This is a genomic window from Corynebacterium antarcticum (assembly GCF_016595285.2).
GTDB classification, from domain to species: Bacteria; Actinomycetota; Actinomycetes; order Mycobacteriales; family Mycobacteriaceae; genus Corynebacterium; species Corynebacterium antarcticum.
On sequence record NZ_JAENIP020000001.1, the window covers coordinates 368,035 to 393,087 of the forward strand.

Below are 25,053 nucleotides of genomic sequence, written 5' to 3' on the forward strand. Positions count from 1 at the left end.
GACCCCGGCGCTGCGCACGCCGCCTCAGAAGTCGGTGACGTAGGGACTGACCGCCATTTCGGAGCCGTCCGAGAGCGTGGCGATGTCGAAGTCACCGAAGATGGTCGGCGCGATCCCCTGGAGCAGCCGCAGGCATTCGACGGCGACGGTACGGATCTCGATGTCGGCGTGTTCGGTCGCCCGCATGCCGATGAAGTGCCGCCAGGCCCGGTGGTTACCGGTCACGACTATGCGGGACTCCGTGGCGTTCGGGAGGACCGCACGGGCGGCCTGCCGGGCCTGTTTGCGGCGGAGCAGGGCATTCGGTTCGTCGCTGAGTTTCTCCTCGAGCGCGGTGAGCAGTTCGTTGAAGGTGAAGCGCGCATCGTCGACTCCCTGCATGAACAGTCGGGTGAGTTCCTCATCCTCGGCGATGAGGGGAGGGACCACGACCTCGCTCTGCTCCGAGTGCACGAAGCGCTGAGAGAGCTGCGAGAAGGAGAAGTGCCTGTGCCGCACGAGCTCATGGGTGGCGGAGCGCGAGATACCCCGGATGTAGATGGTGGCACTCGAATGCTCGAACAGGGCGGTGTGCCCGACCTCCATGATGTGCCGGAGGTACGCGGCGTTGGACGCGGTGCGTGGGTTCGGTTTGTCGAACGTCTCGTAGCAGGCGCGCCCGGCGAACTCGGCGAGGGCCTCACCGTCGGCGGCGTCTGTCTCCCAGTCGATGTCCTCGGGCGGTGTGAAGGTGGTGTGCGCGATCAACTGCACCTTCAGGTCCACGGGTCGGGCCACGGAACGTGTCTCCTCGGTTGATTCGGATGTGTCGGTGTACGGCGCGGGATCAGAGATCGAGGTAGTGCTCGAGCCCGACGGTCAGGCCGGGGAACTCGTGGATCCGCCGGACACCGACCAGAACGCCGGGAACGAAGCTCGTCCGGTCGTAGGAGTCCTGTCGGATGGTCAGCGACTGCCCCCGGGAACCGAAGATGACCTCCTCGTGGGCGACCATTCCGGTCATCCTCACCGCGTGGACCCTGACCCCGTCGACATCCGCTCCCCGGGCACCGTCCAGGGACTGGTCGGTGGCGTCGGGCTGCGCGCCCAGGCCCGCGTCGCGGCGGGCTGCGGCGATCCCCTCGGCCGTGTGGATAGCGGTACCGGAGGGGGCGTCGAGCTTGTTCGGGTGGTGGTACTCGACGACCTCCGCGGATTCGAAGAACCTGGCCGCCTGTTTCGCGAACTCCATGGTCAGTACGGCGGAGATCGCGAAGTTCGGGGCGATGAGGACACCGACGCCCTCGTGCTCCGAATCGGCGATCCACGTGCGCACCTGATCCAGACGCTCCGGGGTGAAACCCGTCGTCCCGACGACACACGAGATGCCGTTGCCGATGCAGAACTCGAGGTTCGCCATCACGGCCGAGGGCGCGGTGAAGTCGACGATGACCTCCGCCCCGGCGTCGACGAGTGCACCGAGATCGTCATCCCGGTCGATCTCCGCGACGAGTTCGAGGTCCGCCGCGTCCCGGATCCCCTCGACGACCGCCTGTCCGACGCGACCGCCGGCTCCGAGAACTCCCACTCTGCTGAATCCGCTGTCTGCCATATCTGCTCCTCAAGTCCTGTTCCCAATGTCCGGAGGGGCGGTCCGGCGGCGGCGACGTTGTCCCCCGGCGCCGGCACGCCGTGCTCCCCGGTCCAGTGTAGGCACCCCGGCCGGCCGCTTCCTGCCGGGGTGCACCACTGTGGTCGACACCGGTACCGCCGGATCCGGGTTCCGGCCGGGATCTCCGGAAATGCACTGAGCCACCGTCCCGGGCGGAGCGGATTCCGTCGGGAATCCCCCGCCCGGGACGGTGGCTCAGGTCGGCGTGTCCGCCGGGGTGGTGACTACTCCGCGGCGTCTTCCTCGACGGGTGCGAGGGAGATCTTCCCGCGGTTGTCGATGTCCAGGATCTCGACCTGGATCTTGTCGCCGACGTTGACGACGTCCTCGACACGTTCGATCCGCTTCTTGCCGCCCAGCTTGGAGATGTGGACGAGCCCGTCACGGCCCGGGAGCAGGGAGACGAAGGCACCGAAGTTGGTGGTCTTTACGACGGTTCCGAGGAACCGCTCCCCGACCTTCGGCATCTGCGGGTTCGCGATCGAGTTGATCTTCTCGATCGCGGCGTCCGCTGCCTCCCCGGAGAACGCGGACACGTAGATGGTTCCGTCGTCCTCGATGGAGATGTTCGCTCCGGTGTCCTCGGTGATCGAGTTGATGGTCTTGCCCTTCGGGCCGATGACCTCACCGATCTTGGACTGCGGCACGGTCACCGTGACGATACGGGGCGCGAGTGCGCTCATCTCGTCGGGGCCGTCGATGACCTCGGACATGGTCTCGAGGATCGCAAGGCGGGCGTCCCGCGCCTGCGACAGCGCACCGGCGAGAACCTCGGACGGGATGCCGTCAAGCTTCGTGTCGAGCTGGAGGGCCGTGATGAAGTCCTCCGTGCCGGCGACCTTGAAGTCCATGTCGCCGAACGCGTCCTCGGCACCGAGGATGTCGGTGAGCGCCACGTAGCGGGTCTCTCCGTCGACCTCGTCGGACACGAGCCCCATGGCGATACCGGCGACGGGCGCCTTCAGCGGGACACCGGCGTTGTAGAGCGACAGCGTCGACGCACAGACGGAACCCATCGAGGTCGAGCCGTTGGAACCGAGGGCCTCGGACACCTGACGGATCGAGTACGGGAACTCCTCACGGGTCGGGAGCACCGGCAGGACGGCGCGCTCGGCGAGCGCGCCGTGGCCGATCTCGCGGCGCTTCGGGGAACCGACGCGCCCGGTCTCACCGACGGAGTACGGCGGGAAGTTGTAGTGGTGCATGTAGCGCTTGTGGTCGACGGGCGACAGCGAGTCGATCTGCTGCTCCATCTTCAGCATGTCCAGGGTGGTGACACCGAGGATCTGGGTCTCACCGCGCTCGAAGAGCGAGGAACCGTGCGCGCGGGGGATGAGATCGACCTCAACACCGAGATCGCGGATGTCGGTGATGCCGCGACCGTCGATGCGGAAGTGGTCCGTGAGAATACGGTGCCGGACGACGGCCTTCATCACCGCGTTGTAGGCGTTGCGGATCTCCTTGCCGCGCTCCGGGAACTCCTCGATGAGCGCGGCCTCGATCTCGGCCATGTGCTCGTTCGTGGCGTCGTCGCGGTCCTGCTTGCCGGCGATGGACATCAGCTTCGTCAGCTTGGACTTGGCCTTCTTCTCCACCGCGGCGTACACGTCATCGGTGTAGGGCGGGAAGAGCGGGAACTGCTGGGTCTCCTTGGCCGCTTCCCTGGCCAGCAGGCGCTGGGCCTCGCAGAGCTTCTCGATGAAGGGCTTCGCAGCATCGAGTCCCTCGGCCACGACTGACTCGGTCGGGGCGGGTGCACCCTCGGCGATCCGGGCGATGACGTTCTCGGTGGCGCCGGCCTCGACCATCATGATCGCCACATCGTCGCCCTTCTCGCCGCCCTTCCTGCCGGGGACGATGCGTCCCGCGACGACGATCTCGAACAATGCCTGGGCGTGCTGCTCGTGGGTCGGGAACGCGACCCACTGACCCTTCGGGTGCTTCTCGTCCACGACGAGCGCCATCCGGACACCACCGACGGGGCCGGACACCGGCAGGCCGGAGAGCTGGGTGGCGGCGGACGCGGCGTTGATCGCCACGACGTCGTACATGTCCTTCGGGTCCATCGACAGGACGGTGATCACGCACTGGACCTCGTTGCGCAGTCCCTTGACGAAGGTCGGGCGCAGCGGGCGGTCGATCAGACGGCAGGCCAGGACGGCCTCGGTGGAGGGGCGCCCCTCCCTGCGGAAGAAAGAGCCGGGAATCCGCCCGGCGGCGTACATGCGCTCCTCGACATCGACCGTCAGCGGGAAGAAGTCGAATCCCTCACGGGGATTACTGGAGGCGGTGGTGGTGGCCAGCAGCATCGTGCCCTCATCAAGGTACGCGGTGACTGATCCACCTGCCTGGCGGGCCAGCTGGCCCGTCTCGAGGCGAATGGTGCGGGTACCGAAATCGCCGTTATCGATCGTGGCGGTGGCCTCGACGATTCCGAATTCGGTGTCGTTGTTGATAGTAACGTCGCGCAAGCGAGTTCTCCTTTTCTCAGCCTTCTGCTCGGCGATCTTCGGTGCCGCCGTTCATGTCTTCTTCGTGGAAGGCTCCGCACCAGAGTACCAGCTCACGTGCGTCAACACCGGTGACGCAAGGCACCCGGCGGAGGCGGACCGGAGCTGCACCGCAGGCCCGGCACCTTTTGGGACCGCAGAAAATATTTTTCGGCGAGCCGGAAAACCCCGGGTGCACCACCGCCCGTGCCACGCCCCGTGGGGCGTGGCACGAGGATCCGGGGAACGCGAAAAGCCGTCCTCCGGGATCGGAGAACGGCTGTTTCGTGGAGAAGGGCCTTAGCGGCGCAGGCCCAGGCGGGAGATCAGATCGCGGTAACGATCGACGTTGTTCTCCTTCAGGTACTTCAGCAGACCACGGCGACGGCCGACCATGAGGAGCAGTCCCCGGCGGGAGTGGTGATCGTGCTTGTGGAACTTGAGGTGTTCGGTGAGCTCGCGGATGCGGGTGGTCAGCAGGGCGATCTGTGCCTCCGGCGAGCCGGTGTCCGACTCGTGCAGGCCGAACTCGGCCAGGATCGCCTTCTTCTTCTCGGTGGAAAGTGCCACGGAGTATTCTCCTCTTACATAATTTCAGTCCACATGAAAATTCCGCGTGCCCGACCTCGACCTCGTCCATCTCCGGGATTGACCGGATCACGGGGGTGTCCCGCACACGGGGAGCGACTGCTGTGGACCGCAGTCGCAAACCTCGGGACACTATAGCACGAACTCCGTCGACCTCACTCAGCCGGCTGGTGCTGTGCCATGATCCGGCGGGTCCGCCGGACGTCACGGTCCATGGCGGTCAGGAGATCGTCGACTCCGTCGAACTTCTCCATCCCCCGCAGATGCTCGATGAACTCGATTTCGCAGTGCCTGCCGTAGAGGTCGGCCTCCCGATCCAGAACGAATGCCTCGACGCTGCGGCGTTCATCACCGAATGTCGGATTCGTGCCGACGGAGATGGCGGTGATGTACCGGATTCCGGGCACCATGTCGCCGTCCACCGGACCTGCGTCAGGATCTTCGGTGACCGTGAACCAGCCGCAGTACACACCATCGGCGGGAACGGCGACGGTGTCCGGGAAGTAGAGGTTGGCGGTCGGGTAGCCGAGCTCGCGACCGCCCCGCCCCGCGCCCCGGACGACCTCGCCGGACAGCCGGAACGGACGCCCGAGAGCCCAGTTCGCCCGAGCCACGTCACCGTCGCGCAACAGCCCCCGGATCACCGAGGACGAGATGGTCGTCCCTTCGTCGGTGAGAAGGTCCTGGACGTCAACCTCGATACCGTGTACGGAGCCGAGTTCGCGGAGGGTGCCGGTGTTGCCTGCGGCCCGGTACCCGAAGGTGAAGTTCTCCCCCACCACGACTGCGACGGCCTTCAGCTTCCCGGCGAGGACGCGGTCGACGAAGTCCGCCGGTGACTGCTTCGCCATGCTCGCCGTGAACGGGACGACGAGCATGTGGTCCACACCGAGCTCCCGGGCGAGATCGGCTCGGGTGGTCACCGTGCCGAGCCTCGGGGGAAGCTTCTCGGGCGCGAAAACCGACATCGGATGGGGATCGAACGTCATGAGGACCGCGGGAACTCCGAGCTCCCGGGCCCGCCGGGTGGCCGCTCCGATGAGTCTGCGGTGTCCCCGGTGAACTCCGTCGAACACACCGATGGTGACCACCGAGCCCTCGAGGTCCGCGGGTATCTGCTCCAGTCCGTGCCAAATGTCCACCGGTACAGCGTACGCGATCGCCTAAACTGTCCGCATGACTGATCCCCTCGCCACATCCGGACTCGTTGTCGTGGACAAGCCCTCCGGTCTGACCTCACATGACGTGATCGCCCGACTCCGTCGGGCCTTCGGCACCAGGAAGGTCGGGCACGCGGGAACCCTGGATCCGATGGCCACGGGGGTACTGGTCGTCGGCATCGGGCGCGGCACCCGTTTTCTGGCCCACCTGGTTGCCGAGACGAAATCCTACACGGGCACGGTACGGCTCGGTGCCTCGACGTCGACGGACGACGCCGAGGGCGAGGTGATCTCATCCGCTCCGGCAGGTGCGGTCGCCCGGCTCGATGACACGGCGATCACCGCGGCGCTCGGTGACCTGCGGGGGGAGATCATGCAGAAGCCGAGCGCGGTGAGCGCGATCAAGATCGACGGGAAACGGGCGCACGAACGGGTCCGCGCGGGAGAGAAGGTCGACATCCCGGCCCGCCCGGTGACCGTCCACAGACTCGAGGTCACGGACCTCCGCCGTGGTGCGGACCACGTGGACATCGACATCGACGTCCTCTGTTCCTCCGGTACCTACATCCGTTCCCTGGCTCGCGACCTCGGGGAGGCGCTCGGGGTCGGGGGTCACCTCACCGCCCTCCGCCGTACGTCGGTGGGGCCGTTCGACATCTCTCGTGCACGGCCCCTGGCGGAGATCATGGACCGGCCGGAGTTGTCCCTGAGCCTCGACGAGGCGCTCGCCGCATCCTTCCCGGTCCTCGAGGTGTCCGATGACGAGGGCGCCGCACTCGCGATGGGCAAATGGCTGGAGCCCCGCGGTCTGGTGGGCGTGCACGCGGCGGTCACGCCCGACGGACGGTCGGTGGCACTGGTGAAGGAGAGCCGCAGACGCCTGGCCACGGTGTTCGTCGCGCGTCCGTCGACCCTCTGACCTCCACCTAGGTGATCGCCGTCGTCGCGATGACGTAGCCGTCCCGCATCAACCATCGTCCGGAGATGAATGGCACCGGCGTCGGACGGACCAGCAGGTAGGACACGAAGGTGCCGTCGAGGCGCAGATCGACCTCCGCCTGCTCGAAACCCAGCCACCGGTGCGTCAGCGGGAACCACGCCTTGTAGGTGGCTTCCTTCGCACAGAACAGCAGGCGGTCCGCACCCTCGATTCCCGCGTCGCGGAACTTCTCCAGCTGGGGCAGCTCACCCTCGCGGGCGATCGATCCGAGAACCCCCTCCGGGAGCGCCTCGGCGGGTTCCGCGTCGATTCCCATCGACCGGATGAGCAGGGACGGCGCGACCACCGCAGCACGGAACCCTCCGGTGTGAGTGAGGGAACCGGAGACAGCAGGCGGGAGGAGGGGCATACCACGCTCGCCACGCAGGATCGGCGCCCCCGTCTCCCGCCCGAGTTGTTCGAGCGCGCGGTGCGCGCACCAGCGGGCGTCACCGAACTCAGCTTTCCGGACATCGAGAGCGTGTGCCACCAGGGCTTTCTCGAGGGGATGCAGTCCGTTGAAGTTGGTGAGGTCATTCACCCCCACCTCGGTCTTGACCCAGCAGAATCTCGCGGAGTTCGGGAACAGGGCACCGTCAAGCATCCCGCACCTCCAGCACCGGATAGGGCCAGGTCCACTCCCCCGACAGGTGTCGGTTCCACTCCCGTGGGTAGCCGAGTGAGACCTCTATGTGCGGGATCCCGTCGACGACCGTGATCCCGGGGGTGTGGAGATGTCCGTAGACCACGGCCCGGGCGCCGTACCTCTGTGCCCAGGTGCGGGTGTGCCGGGTACCGCACCAGAGTGACAGTTCCGGGAAGGCCATCTTCTTCACCGGTTCGATGATCAGGGGCCAGTGGTTGACCAGGACGGTCGGACCATCGACCTTGCTGAGCCGTTTGATCGAGTAGGCCAGGCGGTCCCAGCACCACGCCCGGACATCGACGAAGGGGGCGATGGCGAACTGATCGGTCATCACGACCTGGCGGTCGTGGGCGGCCTGCACCGCCTGTTCCACCGTGTACCCGGTCTTGCGGAACGAGTAGTCGTAGAGGGTGAACAGGGGAACGACGGTGACGCCGTCGAACACCGGGTACGGATCCTCCGGGGTGAGGACGTCGATCTTCCGGCATCCGGCCACCAGCTCCTCGTACTTGGCCCGCCCCTGGTGCCTGTCGGTGGAACGGGAGAACAACTCGTGGTTCCCCGGAACCCAGATCACGCACGCGAAGCGTTTCCGGAGCCGGTTGAGGATCTGCAGCACGAGCTCGGTGCGTTCGGCCACGTCACCGGCGACGATCAGCCAGTCGGAGGAGTCCCGTGGCTGGATGGACTCGATCATCTCCCCGTTGTCCTTCACCGCGCCGTGCAGATCAGCGACGGCCCACAGTGTCTGCGTCACTCTTCCCGGGGCGTCGGGGACGCCGGGCGCACTGGGGGTCTGGGACATGCGATTCATTATGCCGCACCCGTGCTGGCACGGTCCCCTTCTTCGCGGCCCGCTGGGGCACTCCCCCGGGCCCAGCGCATCGAACGGAACCGCCACGCGACGAACCCGAGGCGCAGCACCATGAAGGCGGCGAGTCCGCACCAGACTCCGGTGAGTCCGGTTCCCGTGAACAGCGCGAGCCAGACCCCGGGAACGAAACCGGCCATCACCGAGGCGATCGTCGCGTTCCGCAGATAGGCGACATCCCCGGCACCGAGCAGGACCCCGTCGAGCGCGAACACCACGCCCCCGGCGACGATCATCCCGACCATCAGCCACCACGGCCCGACCATGGTCGCGAGGGTTTCACCGTCGGTGGTGAATAGCCCCGGGATGATGGAGTGCCCGAGAGCGAACACCACGGCCAGTACCGCCGCGAGACCGCAGGAGAACACGGTCACCCGGGTACCCACCCGTCGCGCGAGCCCGGAGGTTCCGGCTCCGAGGGCGGCGCCCGTCAGGGCCTGGGCCGCGATCGCGAGGGAATCCAGGACGAGGGAGATGAAGTTCCACAGCTGCAGCAGCACCTGGTGCGCGGCGAGAGACGCCGCCCCGAACCGGGCCGCCACCGCCGCCGCGGAGATGAACGCGACCTGGAAGGACAGGGAGCGGGCGATGAGATCACGCCCCATCACCAGCTGTTTGCGCATGATCCCCGGCTCCGGGCGCCAGTTTCCCCCGTGCATCCGGGCGAGACATATGAGGAAGAGAACGGCGGTGATCGATTCGCCGGTGAGATTCGCCCACGCGGAGCCGACGATGCCGAGGTGACCGACCAGGTAAGGCACGAGCGCCGCGGAGGGCAGCACTCCCGCGAGTGTGAACCACAACGGCAGCCGCGTGTTCTGGATCCCCCTCAGCCACCCGTTTCCCGCCATCGTCACCAGGATCAGCGGGATACCCGCACCCGCGACCCTCAGCCAGATCGTCGCTTCCGCGGCCACGACCTCGTCCCCCGCGAGCCACATGGTCAGCCGCGGCGCACCAGCGAGGATCACCATCGCGATCACGGCACCGACCGCGAGCGCCACCCACGTCGCCTGGACACCCTCGCCGACGGCCTCCGGTCTCCTTCCGGCACCGTAGAGCCGGGCCGAGCGCGCGGTGGTTCCGTAGCTGAGGAACGTCAGTTGTGTGGTGACCATCGCCTGGATCGTGGTTGCCGCACCGAGTGCCGCGAGTTCGTGTTGCCCGAGACGTCCGACGACCGCCGTGTCGAGGAGAAGATAGAGCGGTGTGGCGGCGAGGACACCGAGCGCGGGCAGCGCCAGACCGAGAATCTGACCCAGGCTGACCCTCTCCAGTTTCCGGGACTGCGTCTCCGTCACGCCCCGTTCTCCCGCGCGGACAGGGACCGGGAGTGTCCCGCCACCGCTTCCCGCACCGTCGCGAGGACCGTGTCCCTGTTTCCCCGGACCGTCGCGCCGGCGGCCAGCAGGTGGCCCCCACCACCGAGTGACGTCGCCACTGAGGCGACGTCGTGGTCCGTGGAGCGCAGTGAGACGGACCAGATGCCGGGCTGATTCTCCTTGAGCAGCACCCCCACCCCCTGCCCGGTGGCACGGATGAACTCGGTGAGCGATTCGATCGTCTCGGGATTCGTTTCCGTGATGGTGGCGTGGTCGGCGGTGAGGACCGTCAGACCCGGGCCGTCGGGGTGGGTCTCCACACCGGCCAGAACTCTGCCGATGATCCTCAGGGAATCCGGTGTGGTCGCGTCCATGAGGTCAACGGCGACGGCCCGCGTGTCGACACCTCGTTCAATCAGGTCAGCCGCCATGAGATGCATCGCGGGGCCTCCCCAGCGGAAACTCCCGGTATCCGTGACCAGACCCGCGTAGAGGGCGTGCGCCACGTCCCGGTCGATCCTGTCCCCGGACCGGGTGAACCACCGGTGGAGGATGGCCGTCGTCGATTCCGCTGTCGGGTCGATGACGTCGACGGTCCCGAAGCCCTCGTTCGATGAGTGGTGGTCGATGACGAGCACCCGGTCATGACCGCGGATACCCTCCGCGCAGGTACCGGTGCGTCCGAGGTCACCGCAGTCCACCGTCACCACGAGATCCGCGGCGGGAAGCCGATCCACCAGCTGAATGTCGTCACATCCCGGGATGGTGCGGAGATTGGAGGCGATGGGTTCGACCTGGCCGATGACACCACGTGCGTCGATACCGCGCCGCCGGAGCACCGCGACGGTGGCGTACACGCTCCCGATCGCGTCGGCGTCGGGCCGGATGTGGCCGACGACGACCGCGGTGGAGACCGTCCCCGGATCGATCAGTTCCTCGGCGGCTGTGAAGAACGGGTCCGCCACGGTATCAGCTCTCCTCGGTGCGGTACGGATTCTCGTCGCCCACGGGCTTCGCGTTCTCGCGGAGTTTCGCCAGTTCCTCGTCGCGCGCCCGGGCCTTGGCGAGCAGCTGTTCCATGTGGCTGGCGGCCTGCGGCACGGTGTCGTGCGCGAAGACGAGGGTCGGTGTGAACCGGACCCCGAGATCGTCACCGACGATCTTGCGGAGCTGACCCCGGTGGCGCTTGAGAGCCTCCGCCGCCGTGGGGACATCCGGTTCCTCGTCGATGGTCGCGCCGCGAACGGTGTAGTAGACGGTCGCCTCGTGCAGGTCCCCGGTCACCTTGCAGTCCGTGATCGTGATCAGTTCCAGCTTCCGGTCGTTGATCTCGTTCTCGATCGCGGTCGCGACGATCATCTGGATGCGCTTGGCCATGCGGGCGGCGCGGGCGTGGTCGACCATGGTCGGGACTCCTCACGGTTTCAAGGGACGCGTAACGTCCCGGGGGTCACCGGACGGGCATCACTGTGAGAGCCCGGTCCGGCGGATGTACGGTGCCCGATCCTACCCGCCCGGGCGGACGTCTCCGTTGCCGACCCCACGCTGTCGATTCGACCGCCGATCCGACGGGGCCGCGTGCGGGACACCCGCAGGCAGCTGTCGGGAGCAGGCGGGGACGACGAACGGAAGACACCCCGGCACGGGGTGCTTCCCGTGCCGGGGTGTCTCTTCAGGAGTGTCAACCGACTAGTCGCGGGGGACCTCGACCTGCTCGTAGGCCTCGACGATGTCACCGACGGAGATGTCCGGGTAGGACAGCACCATGCCGCACTCGTAGCCTGCGGACACCTCGGTGGCGTCGTCCTTCTCGCGGCGCAGTGAGACGATCGTGGCCTTCTCGGCGACGACGTTGCCGTCGCGGATGAGCCGGACCGACGCGTTGCGGCGGACCTTGCCCGATTCGACCATGCAACCGGCGATGAGGCCGACAGCGGATGCCTTGAACAGCGCGCGGATCTCGGCTCGGCCGATCTCCTTCTCCTCGTAGACCGGCTTCAGCATGCCCTTCAGGGCCTGCTCGATCTCCTCGATGACCCGGTAGATGACCGAGTAGTAGCGGATCTCGACACCTTCGGTGTTCGCCTCTTCCGTGGCCTTGCCTTCGGCGCGGACGTTGAAGCCGATGATCACCGCGTCGGAGGCGGCGGCCAGCGAGACGTTGGTCTGCGTGATTGCACCGACGCCACGGTCGATGATGTTCAGCTGGACCTCGTCGTCGACCTCGATCTTGAGGAGGGCCTCCTCCAGCGCCTCGACGGAGCCGGCGTTGTCGCCCTTGAGGATGAGGTTGAGGGTCGAGGTCTCCTTGAGCACCGCATCCAGATCCTCGAGCGAGACGCGCTTGCGGCTCCGCGCGGCGAGCGCGTTGCGCTTGCGGGCGGCCCGCTTGTCGGCGATCTGTCGGGCGATGCGGTCGTCCTCGACCACGAGCAGGTTGTCCCCGGCGCCGCAGACGGCGTTGAGTCCCTGCACCTGGACCGGCCTCGACGGGCCGGCCTCCTCGACGTCGTTGCCGTACTCGTCGACCATGCGACGGACACGACCGTGGGCGTCACCGGCCACGATGGAGTCGCCGACGCGGAGGGTACCGCGGTGGACGATGACGGTGGCGACGGGGCCGCGGCCACGGTCGAGGTGGGCCTCGATGGCGACACCCTGGGCGTCCATGTCGGGGTTGGCGACGAGTTCGAGTTCGGCGTCGGCGGTCAACAGCACGGCCTCGAGGAGTGCCTCGATGTTCGTGCCCTGCTTCGCGGAGATGTCGACGAACTGGGTGTCGCCGCCGTACTCCTCGGGAACGAGACCGTACTCGGTGAGCTGGCCGCGGATCTTCTCCGGGGACGCACCCTCCTTGTCGATCTTGTTCACCGCGACGACGACGGGGACGTCGGCGGCCTTGGCGTGGTTGATCGCCTCGACCGTCTGCGGCATGACGCCGTCGTCGGCCGCGACCACGAGGATCGCGATGTCGGTGGCCTTGGCACCGCGGGCACGCATGGCGGTGAACGCCTCGTGACCGGGGGTGTCCAGCAGGGTCAGCGTTCGCGGCTGATCCTCGAGGGTGACCGTCACCTGGTAGGCGCCGATGCCCTGCGTGATTCCGCCGGCCTCGTCACCGCCCACGTTGGTCTTCCGGATCGTGTCGAGCAGCCGGGTCTTACCGTGGTCGACGTGACCCATGACGGTGACCACCGGGGGACGCTTGGCGAGCTCTTCCTCGTCGCCCTCATCCTCACCGAACTGCAGGTCGAAGGACTCGAGCAGCTCCCGGTCCTCATCCTCGGGGGAGACGACCTCGATCTTGAAGTTCATCTCCTCGCCGAGCAGCACCAGGATCTCGTCCGACACGGACTGGGTCGCGGTGACCATCTCGCCGAGATTGAACAGGACCTGGACCAGGCTCGACGCATCGGTGTCGATCTTGTCCGCGAAATCCGCGAGCGAGGCACCGCGGGCGAGGCGCAGCTTGGCGCCGCGACCGTCCGGCAGGCGAACGCCGCTGACGACGTTCGGGGCCTGCATCGCCTCGTACTCGTTGCGCTTCTGGCGCTTGGACTTGCGTCCGCGACGCGGAGCTCCACCGGGACGTCCGAAGGCACCCGCGGTACCACCGCGCCGTCCGCCGCGACCACCGCCGCCGCGACCGAAGCCGCCGGGACCACCGGGACCGCGGCCACCGGAGCGTCCGCCACCGGCGGACTTCTGCGGCATCGCACCGGGGCTCGGGCGTTCCGGCATCATCGCGGGAGTGGGACGGCGTCCGCCGCCCTGACGCTCGGGAGAGGATCCGGTACCGGGGCGTCCGCCCTGGGCACCACCGGGACGCGGACCACCGGGACGGGGTCCACCACCCGGACGCGGGCCTGCGGCGCCCGGGCGTCCGCCCTGCGCACCACCGGGACGCGGACCACCGGGACGCGGGCCGCCTCCGGGGCGGGGCTGGGTGCGCTCGGTACCGGTGGAGAAGGGGTTGTTGGCGACACGCGGTGCACGTGCACCGGGCTTGGGGCCGGGCTTCGCCATGGGACGCGGCATCGGGGCGCGTCCCTCGGACTTGGGCTTCTCCGGTTCGCTCTTCTTCGGGGCGGCCGAGGCCGGAGTGGGCCCGGCTGCCGCGGGGGCAGCATCGGCCGGCGTCGGCACAGAGGACTTCTTTGCCGCCGGGGCCTCCTCGTCCACCTTGCCGACGGCTTCGGCCGGCGTCGGCACAGACTTCGGTTCGGCCGGCTTGTCCGCTGCGGGCTTGGCGGCGGGCTTCGGCGCGGGACCGGGCTTCGCACCGGGCTTGGATCCGGTGGAGGTCTCGGTGGCGGCGGCGGGCTTGCCACCACCGTCCTTCTCGACGCCTATCCCCTTCTCGGCGTAGTAGGCCTGCATCTTCTTCACGACCGGTGATTCGACGGTCGAGGATGCTGTCTTGACGAACTCACCCTGCTCTTTGAGCGAGGCAAGCAGTTCCTTGCTTGTAATACCGAGCTTCTTAGCGAGCTCATGTACACGTAGCTTTCCGGGCACTTCTCTCCTTGTAGGTTTAGCTCCAGGCGGATCGAAGGCCGGCGGACCGCGCGTTCTTCAGATCAGCAGGCTGCCGGGTTCTCCGAGCGCCTGAAGATGTAGCGTGTGACGTTCATCGCTGATGCTTCATCGTGTGCTCATCAGTGTTCGTGTCTTTCCTGGGGTAGGTGGTTCAGCGGAGCGTTCCCGTAACCAGGTTCGCACCGCCTCGGTGTCCACGGGGGTGGACACCCGCAGCGCGCGGTTGAACGCGCGCCTCTTCTCTGCCAGCTCCAGTGCCTCCAGGCTCGGGGTGAGCCAGGCGCCCCGTCCCGGTTTCCGGCGGGCCGGATCAGGAATGAGGCGATCGGATCGGGAAGGGTCGACGACTATCCGCAGCAGCTGCGTGTCCGCTTTACGGTCACGGGTCGCTATACAGGTGCGTACGCGAATGCCGGTCGGTGCCTGGGCACTGCTTCCGGTCACCCGCATTCGTCTCCTCGTTGCACTCGTCACCGCCGGTGTGTCCCGGCGGTGTGCCGTGCAGGTGACCGGCGCCCCACGGGGAGCCAGTCATCTACCGCGGCCTACGTTGATGTCGCCTCGAGCTTCCCTCGGATGATGATTCTCCGATGGTGACGATGGCATGTCCAGGGAACCACAGGCCGCCGAGTCCCCGAAGGAGACAGGTGCGGCCGGGAAATCCCGAGGTCATGCGCATTCGTCGGCACGGGCCTTGTACAAGCCTACGCGAAAACCCCCGCAAATGTGAACCCGCCGGCTCACCCCGTGACGAGGGAGGCCGGCGGGATCAGCGGAACGGAGCCCGCTGAACGACACCGATGTGGTTCACCGCGGGTGGTCGGACGGACCGTCTGCCAGCGTTCGTCCTGTCAGCGTCCGTCGGTGTCCGCGTCCGAGTGGATGTCGATCTTCCAGCCGGTGAGGCGGGCCGCGAGACGCGCGTTCTGCCCCTCCTTGCCGATGGCCAGCGAGAGCTGGTAGTCCGGCACGGTGACCCGGGCGACCTGCATCTCGGGGTCGATCACCTCGACGCGGACGACCTTCGACGGTGCGAGGGCGTTTCCGACGAACTCGGCGGGATCCTCGGAGTAGTCGATGATGTCGAGCTTCTCGCCGGCCAGTTCACCCATCACGTTGGAGACCCGCTGGCCGCGCGGCCCGATGCAGGCACCCTTGGCGTTGAGCCCCCTGACGGTCGCGCGGACGGCGATCTTGGAGCGGTGCCCGGCCTCGCGGGCGATTCCGGTGATCTCGACCGAACCGTCGGCGACCTCCGGCACCTCCAGCTCGAACAGGCGCCGGACCAGTTCAGGATGGGTGCGAGAGAGGTTGATCTGCAGGTTCCGCTGTCCTTTCGTGACCCCGACGATGTAGCACTTCACCCGGTCACCGTGCTTCAGCTTCTCCCCCGGAATCTGCTCCGCCGGCAGCAGGACACCGTCCTGACCGTCCACCTCGGTACCGAGGCGCACGACGACGATCCCGCGCTCGTTCGCCCGCGCGTCGGCCTGCACGATACCGCTGATGACCTTTCCCTCGAACTCCGCGTACTCCCCGAAGGCGCGTTCGTTCTCCGCTTCCCGCATACGGCGGATGATCGCCTCGCGCACGGCTCCGGCGGACACCCTGGCGAAGTTGTTCGGCGTGTCGTCGAACTCGGAGACGACCGTTCCCTCATCGTCGAACTCGGTGACGATGACGGCGACGGACCCGGTGGCCGGGTCGATGTCGATCCGGGCCCGGGTGTTCTCTCCGGCGGTCTCCCCGGTGTGCGCGTGATACGCCTGCAGAAGCGCCCGGCCGATCGTGGTCAGCATGTCGTTGACGCTGATACCGCGTTCCTTCTCGATGCTCCTCAGTGCCGCAACATCAATATTCACTTGTCTTCCTCCCGCTTGGTCAGCGCGTCTCCGTAACTGAGATCCGCCAGTGCGGCTTCTGCCGCCGGCGGTTGTGAGAATTCAATTTCTACCACCGCGGTCGTACCGGTTCCAATCTCCGCGAGCGGCAGGACGTCGATCCGGACGTCCCTGCGCCCCTTCTCCGGCCTGCGGATGAAGATGACCGAGTCACCGGCCTCGTCGAGCGCCCCGACCCTCCCGAACTCGGTCTGTCCGTCCCTGGTGAGTGCGACGAGGCGGCCACGGTTCCGGCGCCAGTGCCGGGGATGGGTCAGCGGGTGGTCGACGCCAGGTGTTCCAACCTCGAGCGTGTAGCCCTGCCCCCCGAACTCGACATCGCCGCGTTCCTCTGCAGCGTCGAACGCGTCGGAGATCTCCCGGGAGACGTCCTCCAGGAGTTCAAGATCGGGGCGCTCGTCGCCGTCGAGGGCGACCGTGACGGAGGACTTCGATCCGGCCCGATTCACGCGGACCCTCTCGACATCGAGAGCGTGTGCCTCCGCGACGGGCGCGACCAGATCGGTCAGGGTCTGTTCAGTTGGAAATGCCATGCGGCCAACCCTACCGTGCCCGGCCCCCCGCCCGGGTACACTTATGCGCCGTGAAACGCCGTAGCCTCCGCAGCACCACGATCACCCCCGTCACCGCGCTGTTTCTCGCCGGGGTCCTCACCGCCTGTGCGATCAGTCCGGAACCGGAAGCCGACCCGGCGCTGTTCTCGCTCTCCGCCGACGCGCACGCGGACGCGGCGGAGCTCTCCGGTTCAGACCCCCGGGGTGCGGAGGTACGGGAACGGCATGCAGAGGCCCTTGACGCCGAGATCCGGCGGCTGTGCGGCGTCCTGGAGGACGGGACGGTCCCCGATTCCTGCACGGTACCCACCGCTACGGGTGCAACGGTGCCGACCGGAACCGGATCCGCGGACGTTCTCCCTGAGTCCGCGGAGCAGATCGCCCGTGAAGCGGCCTCCGCGCCGCGGGAGTCAGTGCTGAAGCTGGCCCGCATGCACGGCGAACTCGCCGTGCTCACCGGGACGACGCCCGAGCCGGAGTCGTCGACCGTCGGAGATCTCGTCGGCGAAGCGGAGTTCGAACCGGATCCGGCAGACCTGGAAGCGGCTCTGAAGGCCTTGGAGTGGCAGTACTCGGCGATCTACGGCCTCGAGGTCGCGCAGTCGTGGGCCGATACCGAGGTGGCGGCATCAATCGGAAGGTCGGTGGAGGGGCACCGGGAACTGGCGACGCAGCTGCGGGAACTGTTGTCCGGAATCCCGGAGTCCCGCCTGCCCCTGCCTGCGGCCGGCTACGGGATGCCTGAGGACCGGGCCCCCGCCGATGCGGGGTCCGCTCTCGCGACAGCTGTCCGCATCGAGACCGACTCCGTACTCATGTGGCAGGCGGACGCCGCGACCGCTGAACAGCCGGCCTGGCGCGTGTGGTGCATCCTCGCGGGTTCAACCGCGGCGCTGCGGTCGGTACCGGTCCTGGCGGCTGCGGGAACGGATCCCGCCGCTGAGGGCCTGTTCGATCTCGGGTGACGGGTCCCGGGACCCGTCAGATCCGCTGCCAGTCGGGTTTGTTGTCGAACGCGTAGCGGTAGTACTCCGCGTTGGTCAGTCCACTCGCGGCCTCCTCATCGACGATGACGGTCGCGTGCCGGTGGAACTGGAGGATCGATGCCGGGCACAGGGCGGAGACCGGCCCCTCGACCGTCGCCGCCACGGCGTCGGCCTTGCCCGATCCGGTGGCCAGCAGGAGCAGATGGCCCGCATCGCTGATGGTCCCCAGCCCCTGGGTGAGTACGTGGTGCGGGACCAAGCTCTCGTCGTCACCGAAGAACCGGGCGTTGTCCGCGATCGTCTGCGGATGGAGGGTCTTCAACCGGGTCCGTGAGCGGAGGGATGAACCGGGCTCATTGAACCCGATGTGTCCGTCGGTACCGATCCCGAGAAGCTGGACGTCCACTCCGCCGGCGTCCGCAATCGCCCGGTCGTAGGCGAGACCCGCCGCTGTCGGATCATCGGCCAGTCCGTCGGGGCTGTGGACGTCCCCGTCGGGGATGTCGATGTGCGAGGTGAAGTTGTCCCTGATGAAACGGTAGTAGCTCTGTTCGTGGGTACGGGGCAGTCCGACGTACTCGTCGAGGAGGAAGGCACGACAGTGCGCGAAGCTCAGGCCTTCATCGCGGTGCCTGCGGATGAGTTCCCCGTACATGGCCAGCGGCGTGGAGCCGGTGGCCAGCCCCAGGGTGGCGGAATCACGACGGGCGTAGTCGGTGAAAACGTCGGCGGCGACGCGCGCGACGGACTCGGCGTCAGGCTGGATGATGACCTCCATGGCGGGGGCCGTCCTTTCTCCTCGGGGATCCTGATCACCGGTCGGAGACCGGTGGGAAGAGCCGCCCAGTGGCGACACTCTTCAATTCAACACTAGTGCCCGCGTGTCAGACAGGAAAACGGCGGAAGAGAGATTCTTCCGCCGTTTTTTCAGGTTGAGCCCCGCCAGCTCTCTAGTTGTCAGACAAGATTCCTGACTTCATCGAGAATGTCAGCCACGGGAACCTCCCGGATCTCACCGGTCTCCCGGATCCGCAGTTCCACGACGCCGTCGGCGAAGCTGCGGCCGAGCACGACGACGAACGGCATGCCCAGCAGCTCGGAGTCCTTGAACTTCACACCGGGGCTCACCTTCGGGCGGTCGTCGAAGAGCACCTCGATGCCGGAATCCGAGAGCTCACCCGCGAGCTTCTCGGCGGCCTCGGCGGCCTCGGCGTTCTTGTTCGCCACGACTACGTGCACCTGGTACGGGGCGACCGACACCGGCCAGTTCAGGCCCTTGTCGTCGTAACGCTGCTCGGCGATGACCGCGACCAGCCGGGAGACGCCGATTCCGTAGGATCCCATGGTGGGTACGGAACGCTTGCCGTTCTCATCCAGGATCTGCAGCTCCAGGGCCTCGGAGTACTTCCGCCCGAGCTGGAAGATGTGGCCGATCTCGATGCCCCGGGCGAGCCGCAGTGTGCCCTGGCCGTCCGGTGCGGGGTCCCCCTCGCGGATCTCGGCGGCCTCGATGTGACCGTCCGGGGTGAAGTCCCGGCCGGCGACACAGTTGACCACGTGGCGCCCCTCGGCGTCGGCACCCGTGATCCAGGACGTCCCGGAGACGACCCGTGGGTCGGCGAGAATCGGCACGTCGTTGGCGGCCAGTCCACGCGGGCCGACGTACCCCTTGACCAGGAACGGCGTAGTGGCGAAATCCTTGTCCGAGGCGAGTTCCACGGCGGCCGGCTCGACGGACGCCTCGAGCCGCTTCATGTCGACCTCGCGGTCACCCGGCACAAGGATGCCGGTCAGTTCGGCCTCCTCACCGGGGCGGGTGATCTTCACCACGATGCACTTCAGGGTGTCCGCGGCGGTGACCTCGCGTCCGTCGACCTTGATTCCCGCGCCGTTGGCCCAGTCGACCAGCTTGTCGATGGTCTCGCAGGCGGGGCTGTCGTATTCCAGTGCGGCGGGCTGAGCGTCGATGGGCTTCTCCTCGGCCGGCGGAGTGATCACGGCTTCCGCGTTCGCCGCGTAGTCGCCCTCCGTGGCGCGGACGAAGGTGTCCTCACCGTTCTCGCAGACTGCGAGGAACTCCTCGGAGGCCGATCCCCCCATGGCGCCCGACGTGGCGGCGCAGATGACGTACTCGATGCCCATGCGGTCGAAGGAGTTGATGTACGCCTGGCGGTGCCTCCGGTAGGCGGCGTCCAGTCCCGCGTCATCCATGTCGAAGGAGTAGGAGTCCTTCATGGTGAACTCGCGCCCGCGGAGGATTCCCGCACGCGGGCGCTCCTCGTCGCGGTACTTCGTCTGGATCTGGAAGAGGACCGCGGGGAAATCCTTGTAGGAGGAGTACATGTCCTTGACCAGTCCGGTGAACATCTCCTCGTGCGTCGGTCCGAGCAGGTAGTCACCGCCCTTGCGGTCCTTGAGCCGGAACAGGTTGTCCCCGTACTCGGTCCAGCGACCGGTCTGCTCGTAGGGTTCGCGGGGAAGCAGCGCGGGCAGACAGATCTCCTGCCCGCCGATGTTCTCCATCTCCTCGCGGACGATGCCCTCGATCTTCCGGAGCGTGCGCAGGCCGAGCGGGAGCCAGGAGTACACACCGGGAGCCGCGCGTCGGATGTACCCGGCACGGACCAGGAGCTTGTGGCTGGGGACCTCGGCCTCGGCCGGGTCGTCGCGCAGAGTGCGCAGGAACAGAGTGGACATGCGTGTGATCATGAGCGCCAATATACCCGCCCGGTCCCGCGGGTTAGGGTGGTGACCATGCTCATTGTGCTGCCCCCTTCCGAGACCAAGGCTGACGGCGGCGACGGCGCCCCACTCGACCTCGATCGTCTGTCGTTCCCCGAGCTCAACCCCGTCCGCCACGAGATCGCCGAGGCACTGCTCGCGCTCGATGATGCGACGATGCGCGAGGTCCTGAAGATCAGCGAGAAGCTGGGTGGTGAGATCGCCGCGAACCGGCGGCTGTGGACCTCTCCGACAATGCCCGCGATCCGGCGGTACACCGGCGTGCTCTACGACGCTCTCGACGCCGACACCCTGGATGCCGCCGCCCTGTCCCGGCTCGCCGTCGGATCGGCACTCTTCGGGATCGTCCGGGCCACGGACCCGATTCCCCGGTACCGGCTCTCGGCCGGCTCGAAGATCCCGGATCCCGGAACCGCCAAAGCACCGACGATGAAGGCCCGGTGGGGAGGAGGCATCACCGCGGCCCTCAAGGGTGTGGCCCCGGTAGAGGGGCCGGTCGTGGATCTGCGTTCCGGCGCATATCTCGCCCTCGGCCCCCAACCGGGGGCCATCACCGTCCGTGTGGAGTCCCTGCGGGAGGACGGAACCCGGAAGGTGGTCAGCCATTTCAACAAGCACTACAAGGGGATCCTCGCCCGGTCACTCGCACTGACCGGGCACGACCTCGGACCCGGCACCGGCATAGACGAGGTCGCGGACGTTGCCGGGACCACCGGGCTCACCGTCGAGGTCACCGGAAGATCGTCTCTCACGCTGGTCGTGTGACCGCCCCCGCCGATCACGCAACCACCCGCCCAGGGTGCAAGAACTATCCGCCCATCCCACCCAGAGCGACCCGTGCCATCCGAACGACCGTTCAGTGGCACCACAGCAGAATCAAACAATTCGCCCGGCCCATCACAGCCACCGATCAGCACACCATGCTTCACATTCACTGTTTTCACAGCTCACCGCCACCTCCACCCCCGTTCTAGGGCCTTAATTCCGCTGCATGACCACCAGAGGGAATCAGTTGGTAATACTCTTGCGCTTGGCCCTGATGTTCTTCGGGATGATCAACAGGCGGCCGCCCGGAATGTGCTGCGGTGGCCGGGGACAACATGGGCACACAGAAATCAGCAGATAGATTCAGCCCAACCCCGGGAGCCACAATGTCAGCAACAACCCGCGAAGAGAACACAAGAACACCATGGGCACTGGGAATCGATGTCGGGGGCACCGCGATCAAGGCCGCGGTCGTCGATCCCTCCGGTGACACACACCATCAGCTCAACATCCCGACCCCCACCGACCCTCGGCGCCTCGCCGACACCGCCGCCGGAGCCGCGACCGAACTGACGGGATGGGCACGGTCGAACGGGGTCGACCTCGTCGACACGGTCGGCGTCAACATCCCGGGAATCATCGACGAGGTTCGCGGTATCTCGGTGTTCTCGGCCAATCTCGGCTGGCGCAACGAACCCATCGCCGGGATGCTCGAGGAGGCCCTGCGCCGTCCCGTGACTCTCGGACACGATGTGCGCAGTGGTGCCTTCGCCGAATCCCGGTGGGGCGTGGCCTATCCCGATTTCTTCTTCCTCGCCATCGGAACCGGCATCTCCTCGGTCGTGATCAGCGGCCATCAGCCCACCACCACCTGGCAGTGGGCCGGTGAGATCGGCCAGGTACTCGTACCCGGGTACGACGGTGACCTCGTGCCGCTCGAGCACGTGTGCTCCGCCGCCGGTATCGGACGGCGGGGTGCCAGTCTCGGTCTCGTCCCCGAGGGCTCCGGCTCGCGGGAGGTCTTCGAACTTGTGGACCAGGGCGACGGCAGGGCGACCGAAATCACGGACTTCGCCTGCGAGACACTCGGCAGGTTCCTCGCTCCGGTCGTCGCGACCCTCGGCCCAATCCCGATCGTCATCAGCGGCGGCATGGTCGCCCGCGGTGAGAAACTGCTCGCCCCCATCCGGGAGGCGTTGACCAGATACCTCGGGGTGGTCCCGGCACCGGGGCGCATAGAATCCGCGAAGCTAGGCATAGATGCGCAGGTCAGGGGCGCCGCGCTGAGGGCTTTCGATTCCTCCGGGTGCGAGATCCGTCCGAGGGCAGCCGACACGGGTACCCACCCATCCCCCTAGAAAACCGCCCGCCCCGATCCCTGAAACGGGCGCTTCAACCGGTGACAGTGGGCGGATGAGTTCATCGACGCCGGACTCCACCCGGATTCGATGCCCGTGCGCTCTTCAATCGCCGTCAGCCTGATCAAGCTTCACCCACCACTTCTTCCTGCGGTTACCCGCAAACGAACCCTGAAAGGCCAGTCATGTCCTTCATCAGTGATCTCAAGTCCGCTCCCCCGGTCGGGCGCGCCATCGCGCTCACCGCGGCGGCCCTCGGAATCACCTACGGCTACGACATCTCCAACATCGCCGCCGCGCTGCTGTACCTCGAGAAAGACTTCGGTCTGGACACCACCGGACAGGCGACCATGGCCACCGCAGTCGTCATCGGTCAGATCTTCGGAGCCGTCGCCGGCGGCCCGCTCGCGAACGCCATCGGCCGAAAGAAGACGATGCTCATCGTCGCAGCCGGATACGTGGTGTTCTCCGTGGCGAGCGCCTTCGCCCCCACCGCCGGCATCCTGGTGTTCCTCCGAGCACTGCTCGGCCTGACCATCGGCCTGTCGATCACCGTCGTTCCCGTGTTCATCGCGGAATCCTCCCCCAACAGGATCCGTGGCGGTCTCCTGACCGCCTACCAGGTGACCACGGTCCTCGGTATCATCGTCGGATATCTCGTCGGCTGGGGCCTGTCCTTCTTCGAGAGCTGGCGCTGGATGCTCGGCGCCGCCGCGATCCCGGCCGCCATCGTGTTCGTCGCACTGTTGAAGATCAGTGAGACCCCGCAGTGGCTCGTCCTGAAGGGACGGGTCTCGGAAGCACGGGCGGTCCTGCTGAACATCAATCCCCCGGAGGAAGCCGAGGAGGAGCTCCGGTCCATATCCGAATCCGTCAACCAGAACCGTGGCGGAAACGACCTCAAACGTCTGGGCGAGATGTTCCGTGGACCGATCTCCCGGGCCACGATCTTCGCCATCGCCCTCGGCTTCTTCATCCAGATCACCGGCATCAACGCCACCATCTACTACGCACCCCGGATCTTCGAGCAGATGGGCTTCCACGGAACCGCCCAACAGCTCCTCCTCCCCGCTGTGGTGCAGACCTTCGGACTGGCCGCCGTCCTCGTCTCCATGGTCGTCATCGACTCCTTCGGTCGCCGGAAGGTCCTGCTCAGCGGCATCGGCACCATGATCTTCGCCGACATCCTGCTGGTTCTGGTCTACCGCATGAGCGCGGACTCCTCGACCGCGTTCCTGGTCCTCGGATTCATCGGTATCGTCCTGTTCACGATGGGCTTCACCGGTGGCTTCGGTGCCATCGTCTGGGTCTACGCGGGCGAACTGTTCCCCACCCGTTACCGCGCCCTCGGTGCGTCACTGGTGCTGACCGCTGACCTGATCGCCAACGCGATCGTCGCACAGCTCTTCCCGTCGCTGCTGGAGGCGGTCGGTGGTGCCGGAGTCTTCGGGATCTTCGGTGTACTGGCCTTCGTCGCCTTCATCGCGGTGTTCCGCTACGCCCCCGAAACGAAGGGCCGCAAGCTGGAGGACATCCAGAGCTACTGGGAGAACGGTGCGAAGTGGGACGGTCCGGTCAAGGCCTGATCGTCCCGAACACCTCCATCTGAACCGGAATTCCTGATTCTGAAGCCCGGTCACCCGTGCACTCCACGCGGTGACCGGGCTTCGTTTCGCCGGTGCCCGGGAGGACCCCGGCCTCCCGGTACCGGCTCCGGTCAGCGGATCGCGCGTCTGGTGTCGGACCACCACGCGATAGCCCCCAGAACGACCACCCAGCAGGCCAACGCGACACCGCCCTGGAGCGGCGTAGCCGTGAAACCCGGGATGGAGCTTCCGTTGGCTATCTGTCCCGAGAGGAAGGGCAGTACCCATCCGACGTCCTTGAGCGCCTGGACGGGCAGCGCGTAGACCATCGCCTCGATGACGAAGACATCGGCGGCGAAGATCAGGGATGCGAGAACCGTGGAACGGGTGATCACGGCGAGAAGCGCGGCGAGGACAACCGCGGTGACGAACTTGATCAGGTCGAACCGGAACTCCCGGAGCTGCTCACCCGGGATATCGGCGGGCAACGTGTCGCCGATGAGGAGAACGGCACCGCAGGCGAGCACCAGCCCCAGGGCTAGCCCTGCGAGAGCACCGATCAGGACGACCCCGACACGGAGGGCGGTAACCCGGCCCCTCCTGTTGTCCATCATCCACATCCAGGCGATGGAGTGGTGCCGGTAGGTGCCCCCGATGATCGCCGCGGCGGCGAAGCCCGCGATGAGGAACGACAGATCGGTGCCGACCGTGAGGTCGCGGAGTGTCACTGGCTCGTCGCCTCCGGCGAGCCGTATCCCGACCGCGAATGCCGGAATCACCAGTATCACGGCTGCGAGGAAGACCAGGTGGCTGCGCACCGAGGTCAGTTCGGTGATGACGGCGGCGAGAATTCCTCCGTACCCGGGACGCCGGTATGTTCCGGTGGTCGGGAAATCTGAGATTGAGGCGGTCATGA

Annotated in this window: 22 protein-coding genes; 5 read left to right on the plus strand and 17 right to left on the minus strand. The window is 67.0% G+C overall.

Translation table 11 applies throughout. The features are described from left to right. Positions 1 to 24 precede the first annotated feature (24 nt). The 5 genes from thyX to JIM95_RS01660 all read right to left on the minus strand — a co-directional run bounded on the left by thyX (position 25) and on the right by JIM95_RS01660 (position 5,888). Positions 25 to 777: an FAD-dependent thymidylate synthase gene (thyX, locus tag JIM95_RS01640; RefSeq protein ID WP_200257160.1), complete on the minus strand. Its 753-nt coding sequence runs from the start codon at positions 775 to 777 to the stop codon at positions 25 to 27. Between the two features lie 49 nt (positions 778 to 826). Continuing rightward, a complete protein-coding gene (gene dapB / locus JIM95_RS01645) occupies positions 827 to 1,591 on the minus strand; it encodes a 4-hydroxy-tetrahydrodipicolinate reductase (RefSeq protein WP_200257158.1) in 765 nt (254 codons plus the stop codon). A gap of 284 nt (positions 1,592 to 1,875) precedes the next feature. Further along, positions 1,876 to 4,122 (minus strand): polyribonucleotide nucleotidyltransferase, encoded by a 2,247-nt coding sequence (locus JIM95_RS01650; protein ID WP_234034462.1) that lies wholly within the window; start codon positions 4,120 to 4,122, stop codon positions 1,876 to 1,878. Between the two features lie 318 nt (positions 4,123 to 4,440). After that, complete coding sequence (rpsO, locus tag JIM95_RS01655; protein ID WP_200257156.1) at positions 4,441 to 4,710, minus strand: 30S ribosomal protein S15; 270 nt, start codon at positions 4,708 to 4,710, stop codon at positions 4,441 to 4,443. Between the two features lie 173 nt (positions 4,711 to 4,883). Then, positions 4,884 to 5,888 (minus strand): bifunctional riboflavin kinase/FAD synthetase, encoded by a 1,005-nt coding sequence (locus JIM95_RS01660; protein ID WP_410170741.1) that lies wholly within the window; start codon positions 5,886 to 5,888, stop codon positions 4,884 to 4,886. Between the two features lie 16 nt (positions 5,889 to 5,904). On the opposite strand from JIM95_RS01660, the gene truB reads away from it, so the two are divergent. Further along, positions 5,905 to 6,807 (plus strand): tRNA pseudouridine(55) synthase TruB, encoded by a 903-nt coding sequence (gene truB / locus JIM95_RS01665; protein ID WP_200257152.1) that lies wholly within the window; start codon positions 5,905 to 5,907, stop codon positions 6,805 to 6,807. 7 nt (positions 6,808 to 6,814) lie between these two features. Here the strand turns inward: truB and JIM95_RS01670 are convergent, their stop codons facing one another. The 9 genes from JIM95_RS01670 to rimP form a co-directional block, all read right to left on the minus strand. After that, the gene (locus tag JIM95_RS01670) at positions 6,815 to 7,471 is read right to left on the minus strand and encodes a 4'-phosphopantetheinyl transferase family protein (protein ID WP_200257150.1); all 657 of its coding nucleotides are present in this window, start codon (positions 7,469 to 7,471) and stop codon (positions 6,815 to 6,817) included. Next, on the minus strand, positions 7,464 to 8,270 hold the full coding sequence (locus JIM95_RS01675) for a metallophosphoesterase (RefSeq protein WP_200257296.1): 807 nt from the start codon (positions 8,268 to 8,270) through the stop codon (positions 7,464 to 7,466). The genes JIM95_RS01670 and JIM95_RS01675 overlap by 8 nt, the downstream gene beginning before the upstream one ends. Positions 8,271 to 8,326: 56 nt before the next feature. After that, positions 8,327 to 9,685 carry an MATE family efflux transporter gene (locus JIM95_RS01680; protein WP_200257146.1) on the minus strand — a complete coding sequence of 453 codons (1,359 nt, stop codon included), beginning with the start codon at positions 9,683 to 9,685 and terminating at the stop codon, positions 8,327 to 8,329. Next, the gene (locus tag JIM95_RS01685) at positions 9,682 to 10,671 is read right to left on the minus strand and encodes a DHH family phosphoesterase (protein ID WP_248702928.1); all 990 of its coding nucleotides are present in this window, start codon (positions 10,669 to 10,671) and stop codon (positions 9,682 to 9,684) included. Before JIM95_RS01685 ends, JIM95_RS01680 begins: the two co-directional genes overlap by 4 nt. A 4-nt stretch (positions 10,672 to 10,675) precedes the next feature. Beyond that, on the minus strand, positions 10,676 to 11,110 hold the full coding sequence (gene rbfA / locus JIM95_RS01690) for a 30S ribosome-binding factor RbfA (protein ID WP_200257145.1): 435 nt from the start codon (positions 11,108 to 11,110) through the stop codon (positions 10,676 to 10,678). A gap of 285 nt (positions 11,111 to 11,395) precedes the next feature. Further along, positions 11,396 to 14,224, minus strand: a complete 2,829-nt coding sequence (gene infB / locus JIM95_RS01695; RefSeq protein WP_200257144.1) for a translation initiation factor IF-2 — start codon at positions 14,222 to 14,224, stop codon at positions 11,396 to 11,398. Positions 14,225 to 14,350: 126 nt separating this feature from the next. Further along, positions 14,351 to 14,695 (minus strand): YlxR family protein, encoded by a 345-nt coding sequence (locus JIM95_RS01700; protein WP_200257143.1) that lies wholly within the window; start codon positions 14,693 to 14,695, stop codon positions 14,351 to 14,353. Positions 14,696 to 15,096: 401 nt separating this feature from the next. Next, positions 15,097 to 16,107 (minus strand): transcription termination factor NusA, encoded by a 1,011-nt coding sequence (gene nusA / locus JIM95_RS01705; RefSeq protein WP_200257142.1) that lies wholly within the window; start codon positions 16,105 to 16,107, stop codon positions 15,097 to 15,099. Beyond that, a complete protein-coding gene (rimP, locus tag JIM95_RS01710; protein ID WP_200257141.1) occupies positions 16,104 to 16,679 on the minus strand; it encodes a ribosome maturation factor RimP in 576 nt (191 codons plus the stop codon). The genes nusA and rimP overlap by 4 nt, the downstream gene beginning before the upstream one ends. 50 nt (positions 16,680 to 16,729) lie before the next feature. On the opposite strand from rimP, the gene JIM95_RS11460 reads away from it, so the two are divergent. Continuing rightward, the gene (locus tag JIM95_RS11460) at positions 16,730 to 17,665 is read left to right on the plus strand and encodes a DUF4439 domain-containing protein (protein WP_200257140.1); all 936 of its coding nucleotides are present in this window, start codon (positions 16,730 to 16,732) and stop codon (positions 17,663 to 17,665) included. Positions 17,666 to 17,681: 16 nt separating this feature from the next. Here JIM95_RS11460 and nagB read toward each other — a convergent pair whose 3' ends face one another. Both nagB and JIM95_RS01725 read right to left on the minus strand, forming a co-directional pair. Further along, complete coding sequence (nagB, locus tag JIM95_RS01720) at positions 17,682 to 18,464, minus strand: glucosamine-6-phosphate deaminase (RefSeq protein WP_200257139.1); 783 nt, start codon at positions 18,462 to 18,464, stop codon at positions 17,682 to 17,684. A 179-nt stretch (positions 18,465 to 18,643) separates the two neighbouring features. Beyond that, positions 18,644 to 20,395, minus strand: a complete 1,752-nt coding sequence (locus JIM95_RS01725) for a proline--tRNA ligase (RefSeq protein WP_200257138.1) — start codon at positions 20,393 to 20,395, stop codon at positions 18,644 to 18,646. 45 nt (positions 20,396 to 20,440) lie between these two features. On the opposite strand from JIM95_RS01725, the gene yaaA reads away from it, so the two are divergent. The 3 genes from yaaA (at position 20,441) to JIM95_RS01740 (ending at position 24,137) form a co-directional block, all read left to right on the plus strand. Beyond that, positions 20,441 to 21,193, plus strand: coding sequence for a peroxide stress protein YaaA (gene yaaA / locus JIM95_RS01730; RefSeq protein WP_200257137.1), 753 nt, complete (start codon positions 20,441 to 20,443; stop codon positions 21,191 to 21,193). A gap of 386 nt (positions 21,194 to 21,579) precedes the next feature. Further along, positions 21,580 to 22,551: an ROK family protein gene (locus tag JIM95_RS01735; protein WP_200257136.1), complete on the plus strand. Its 972-nt coding sequence runs from the start codon at positions 21,580 to 21,582 to the stop codon at positions 22,549 to 22,551. Positions 22,552 to 22,736: 185 nt separating this feature from the next. Continuing rightward, the gene (locus JIM95_RS01740) at positions 22,737 to 24,137 is read left to right on the plus strand and encodes a sugar porter family MFS transporter (RefSeq protein ID WP_200257135.1); all 1,401 of its coding nucleotides are present in this window, start codon (positions 22,737 to 22,739) and stop codon (positions 24,135 to 24,137) included. Positions 24,138 to 24,268: 131 nt separating this feature from the next. On the opposite strand, the gene JIM95_RS01745 is transcribed toward JIM95_RS01740, so the two are convergent. Then, positions 24,269 to 25,051: a hypothetical protein gene (locus JIM95_RS01745; protein ID WP_200257133.1), complete on the minus strand. Its 783-nt coding sequence runs from the start codon at positions 25,049 to 25,051 to the stop codon at positions 24,269 to 24,271. Between the last annotated feature and the right edge of the window lie 2 nt (positions 25,052 to 25,053).

What these genes read in the sequence shown, in the direction of transcription:
- dapB (WP_200257158.1), bottom strand. Translation starts at nt 1,591, where the DNA reads ATGGCAGACAGCGGATTCAGCAGAGTGGGAGTTCTCGGAGCCGGCGGT.
- truB (WP_200257152.1), top strand. Translation starts at nt 5,905, where the DNA reads ATGACTGATCCCCTCGCCACATCCGGACTCGTTGTCGTGGACAAGCCC.
- JIM95_RS01670 (WP_200257150.1), bottom strand. Translation starts at nt 7,471, where the DNA reads ATGCTTGACGGTGCCCTGTTCCCGAACTCCGCGAGATTCTGCTGGGTC.
- rbfA (WP_200257145.1), bottom strand. Translation starts at nt 11,110, where the DNA reads ATGGTCGACCACGCCCGCGCCGCCCGCATGGCCAAGCGCATCCAGATG.
- JIM95_RS01700 (WP_200257143.1), bottom strand. Translation starts at nt 14,695, where the DNA reads ATGCGGGTGACCGGAAGCAGTGCCCAGGCACCGACCGGCATTCGCGTA.
- rimP (WP_200257141.1), bottom strand. Translation starts at nt 16,679, where the DNA reads ATGGCATTTCCAACTGAACAGACCCTGACCGATCTGGTCGCGCCCGTC.
- nagB (WP_200257139.1), bottom strand. Translation starts at nt 18,464, where the DNA reads ATGGAGGTCATCATCCAGCCTGACGCCGAGTCCGTCGCGCGCGTCGCC.
- JIM95_RS01725 (WP_200257138.1), bottom strand. Translation starts at nt 20,395, where the DNA reads ATGATCACACGCATGTCCACTCTGTTCCTGCGCACTCTGCGCGACGAC.
- yaaA (WP_200257137.1), top strand. Translation starts at nt 20,441, where the DNA reads ATGCTCATTGTGCTGCCCCCTTCCGAGACCAAGGCTGACGGCGGCGAC.
- JIM95_RS01735 (WP_200257136.1), top strand. Translation starts at nt 21,580, where the DNA reads ATGTCAGCAACAACCCGCGAAGAGAACACAAGAACACCATGGGCACTG.
- JIM95_RS01740 (WP_200257135.1), top strand. Translation starts at nt 22,737, where the DNA reads ATGTCCTTCATCAGTGATCTCAAGTCCGCTCCCCCGGTCGGGCGCGCC.
- JIM95_RS01745 (WP_200257133.1), bottom strand. Translation starts at nt 25,051, where the DNA reads ATGACCGCCTCAATCTCAGATTTCCCGACCACCGGAACATACCGGCGT.